Genomic DNA, 3,908 nt, shown 5'->3' with positions numbered 1-3,908 from the left:
ACTGGGCCCGTCCCGACCCGGCACGGTCGGCCGCCCCGGCAGCGCGCTACAGCTCAACGAGCGCGGCCCGGCCGGGATCGGCGCGGAGATAGGCGTGGACCATCTGGCCGTCTGCGCGGTGGACCTGGGCGGCCGGATACGGGCCCGTACGGAGGTGGCGGCGCCGAACCGGGACCGCGCCGCGAGCCCGGCGGTCGCCCGGCTCGCCGAGCTGGTCCGGCAGGTGGCGGCGGAGACCGAGCGCGAGGGGCTGCGACCGGCCGGGCTCGCGGTGGCGGTGCCGGGCCTGGTGGCGCGCGATTCGTCACTGGTGGTGCGCGCCCCCAACCTCGGCTGGGAGGGCGTGGACATCGGTCCCGCGCTGCGTGCCGCGCTGCCCGGGCTACCGCTGACCGTCGACAACGAGGCCAACCTCGGGGCGCTCGCCGAGCTGTGGCGGGGCGGCCATGACCCGGCGCCGCACGATTTCGTCCATGTCTCGGCCGAAATCGGCATCGGCGCCGCGGTCGTGCTCGACGGGCGGCTGCTGCGCGGCACGCACGGCTTCGCGGGTGAGCTGGGCCATGTGCCGGTATGGCCCGAGGGGCCCGCGTGCGCGTGCGGCGGGCGCGGCTGTCTGGAGCAGTACGCGGGCGAGGAGGCGGTACTGCGGGCCAGCGGACTGTCCCCCGGGCAGGCCGCGGCCCAGCACCCCGGACCCGGCGGCCGGATCGCCCTGCTGGCCGAGCGGGCGGCGGACGGCGACCGGCGGGTGCGGCGCGCGCTGCGCGACGCGGGCGCGGCGCTCGGTATCGCGCTGGCCGGTGCCGTGAACCTCCTCGACCCGCGCACGGTGGTGCTCGGGGGCGCGCTCACCCCGCTCGCCCCCTGGCTGCTGCCCGCCCTGGAGCGGGAGTTGGCGCTGCGGCTCGCGGACCCGGCGCGCTCCGGTCAGGGCGCGGTGACGGTCTCGCGGCTGGGCTCGGACGGTCCGCTGCTCGGCGCGGCGCACTCCGTGGTGCAGACCGTCCTCGACGATCCGGCGGGACTCAGGGAGGCGTCCGCGGTCACAGGAAACGGTGCATGACGTGCAGCCCGACGTAGCCCTCCGCCGGATGGTGGAACGCCTTGGGTACGGTGCCCACCACCTCGAATCCGAGTGAGCGCCACAGCGCGACCGCCCGGGTGTTGGCCTCCACCACGGCGTTGAACTGCATCGCCTGGTAGCCCTCGGCGCGCGCCCACTCCAGGACGTGTTCGCCGAGTGCGCGGCCGACGCCCCGCCCGGCGCTCTCGGGCGCCACCATGAAGCTGGCGCCCGCCACGTGCGCGCCGGGCCCCATCTGGTTGGGGTTCATCTTGGCCGAGCCGAGCACCCGGTTGTCGGCGTCGGTGGCGACGACGGTCCGGCCCGGGGGCGTCAGCATCCAGAGGTCGCGGGCCCGTTCCTCGTCCAGGTCGCGCGGATAGGTGTACGTCTCGCCCGCGGCGACGATGCGGTGCAGGAAGGGCCAGATCGCGGGCCAGTCCTCGGGGGTGGCGGTCCTGATGAGCATGACGGCCAGCATGACGGAGCGGGCCGGCGTCCCGCGAACCGATATTCCGCGGGTCGACCGGGCCCGCCCGCCAGGATCCCCGTGCCGTGTCAGGGAGTGACCGCGTCAGCCACCGACCGCGTCAGCGAGCGCGGCGCAGGAAGTCCTCCAGACCCGCCAGGTCATCGGTGTTGAGGTAGTCGACGTGCGCGGCCAGCAGCTCGCGCCACACGGCGTCGCGCGCCGCGCCCGCCAGGTCGGGCGTGGCCCAGAACCGCACCTTCTGCCGGGCCGCGCGGGCGGCGACGGTGATCTGGTACAGCTTCTCCCGCTCTTCCCGCGGCATCGCGCCGATGCCCTGCCAGGTGAAGGTTTTCGTCCAGTCGGCACTGATGAGCGGGATGAAGGAGGCGGGCACGCCGGTGCCCATGTCCTCCAGCCGTCCGTCGTAGAAGGCGTGGCGCACCTTCTCGGCCTCCATGGGGCCGCGTGCTCCGCGGTCGCCCGATATGACGGCGGTCACCGCGCCGCGCCGCACCCCGCCGTCGACGCCGCCGTAGGCGGTGCTGAACATGCGGCTGTAGCGGCGCAGCCGCTTGGCGAGTTCGAGGTAGGTGGCCTCGCCGGGGGTCTTGAGGTCGATCAGGAGTTGCAGCGAGAGGTCGTAGCCGCGGTAGACCCGGCCGCGGTTCGCGGTGACGCGCTGGAACAGCGGGTCGAGGTACAGGGATTCCAGGGTGCGGGTGGGGTCGAGGTCGGTCGCGTCGTGGGCGACCAGCAACTGGCCGTCCACCAGCCAGATGTCGGCCTCGACGCTGCCGAAACCGTGGGACAGGGCATCGAAGAGCGGGCGCGGGTGCTCATAGTCGTTGTGCGCGTGGGCTCTGGCCAGCGGCGGCTTGGGCCGGGGACCGGCCGAGTCCGCGAACGCCGGGGCGGCGGTGCCGCCCGCGAGTGCGGCTCCGAGGGTGACGACAAAGGCGCGGCGTGTACGGCGGACCATGGGGGCCTCCCGGCTCTCGTCCCGGCGTGTGCCGGATGTACGCGTCGGACGCAGTGAGTATCGGGGGCCGCGGTCCCCGTGGGCAGGGGTGTGCGAAGAGTTCCGCAGGTGGTCCCCGGCCATTTCCACGCCGTTCCCGCGGTCCCGGCGGCGGGTGGCGAAGTCCGTTGCCGACGGGATCGGCTGACGGAAAGGCGGCACGGAGCCATGACGGGACGACGTGGACAGGGAATCCGGGTGCGAGTGGTGGCGGTGGCCCTGGGGTGGGCCGCGCTGGTGGGCACGGACGCGGCCGGGGGCGGCACCGGCGCACGCTGACGCCCGCGCGCCGCGTTTTGGCATCAGCGCCGTCCTCGCGCCGAGTATCTCGCTCGGACAACGTGGCCCGGCTCGGCCGACTGGCGCTGCCGGGCACCGCGGCGACCTCACGGGGCACGCTGACTGGGCGGCGCCCTGCGGTGCCCGGCGACCGGTCCCGAATGGGACCGGAGTATTCACCCGGCACTAATTCCGCAAACCCTTGGCGGCACACTCTTTTGAGTGAATGCACCGCCCAAAGTCCGCTGATAGCTTGGCAGTTGCTTCGAGCCGGAATATCTCTTCAAGTCCGTACAGGGATGGGTGAGCATTCACGATGACGACGTCCGTTGAATCAGGTTCCGGTATCGGCAATCCGCAGCCGCCCACGAGCCTGGGCACGGAGGCGGCACGGAACCTGGCGACGACGACAAAGTCCGTGCCGCAGATGCAGGGCATCACCTCACGGTGGCTGCTGCGCATGCTGCCGTGGGTGCAGGTTCCGGGTGGTTCGTACCGGGTGAACCGCCGGGCGTCGCACACGCTCGGGGACGGGCGGGTGGAGTTCACCACCACCGGGTCGACGGTCCGGGTCATCCCCGTCGAGCTGCGCGAACTGCCGCTGCTGCGCGCCTTCGATGACGCCGCGGTGCTCGAGGCGCTGGCGGACCGATTCACCCAGCGCGAGTTCGCCCCCGGGGAGCTGCTGGTGGAGGCCGGGCACCCGGCCGACGAGCTGGTCCTGCTCGCCCATGGCAAGGTCGACAAGCTGGCCGAGGGAGCGTTCGACGAGCCCTCGGTGGTCGGCTCGGCCGCCGGCGGTGACCACTTCGGCGCGCGGGAGCTGGCCGCCACCGAGCCCGGCACCTGGGGCATCACGGCCAAGGCGGTCACCTCCTGCACGGCGCTGACCCTGTCCCGGCAGGAGTTCGAGGAGCAGCTGGACCGGTCCCGGGAGCTGCGGGCGCATGTGGAGGCGGTGCGCTCGGCGCCGGTGGCCGCGCAGAACGAGCACGGTGAGGCGTCCATCGAGCTGTCCTCGGGACACGCGGGCGAACCGACGCTGGCGGGCACGTTCGCGGAGTACGAGCTGA

At 73.4% G+C, this 3,908-nt stretch carries 4 protein-coding genes; 2 read left to right on the top strand and 2 right to left on the bottom strand.

Annotation, left to right across the window (positions count from 1 at the left end):
• On the top strand, positions 1-1,066 hold a 1,066-nt coding region (locus ACZ6CL_RS38135), incomplete at its 5' end, for an ROK family protein (protein ID WP_468944924.1).
• Here the strand turns inward: ACZ6CL_RS38135 and ACZ6CL_RS38130 are convergent.
• Entirely contained in the window at positions 1,047-1,535 is a 489-nt protein-coding gene (locus ACZ6CL_RS38130) for a GNAT family N-acetyltransferase (RefSeq protein ID WP_468944921.1), read from the bottom strand. The two genes, ACZ6CL_RS38135 and ACZ6CL_RS38130, sit on opposite strands and share 20 nt — an antisense overlap.
• A 121-nt stretch (positions 1,536-1,656) precedes the next feature.
• Positions 1,657-2,517: a phosphatidylinositol-specific phospholipase C/glycerophosphodiester phosphodiesterase family protein gene (locus ACZ6CL_RS38125; RefSeq protein WP_468944919.1), complete on the bottom strand. Its 861-nt coding sequence runs from the start codon at positions 2,515-2,517 to the stop codon at positions 1,657-1,659.
• 634 nt (positions 2,518-3,151) lie between these two features.
• Between ACZ6CL_RS38125 and ACZ6CL_RS38120 the strand changes: the two genes are divergently transcribed.
• Positions 3,152-3,908 (top strand): cyclic nucleotide-binding domain-containing protein (locus tag ACZ6CL_RS38120; RefSeq protein ID WP_468944916.1); only part of this gene is annotated, 757 nt, incomplete at its 3' end.

Source organism: Streptomyces sp. NPDC041200 (assembly GCF_055591805.1).
Note: the sequence above shows the minus strand (reverse complement) of the source record. Positions and strands in the feature narration are given on the sequence as shown.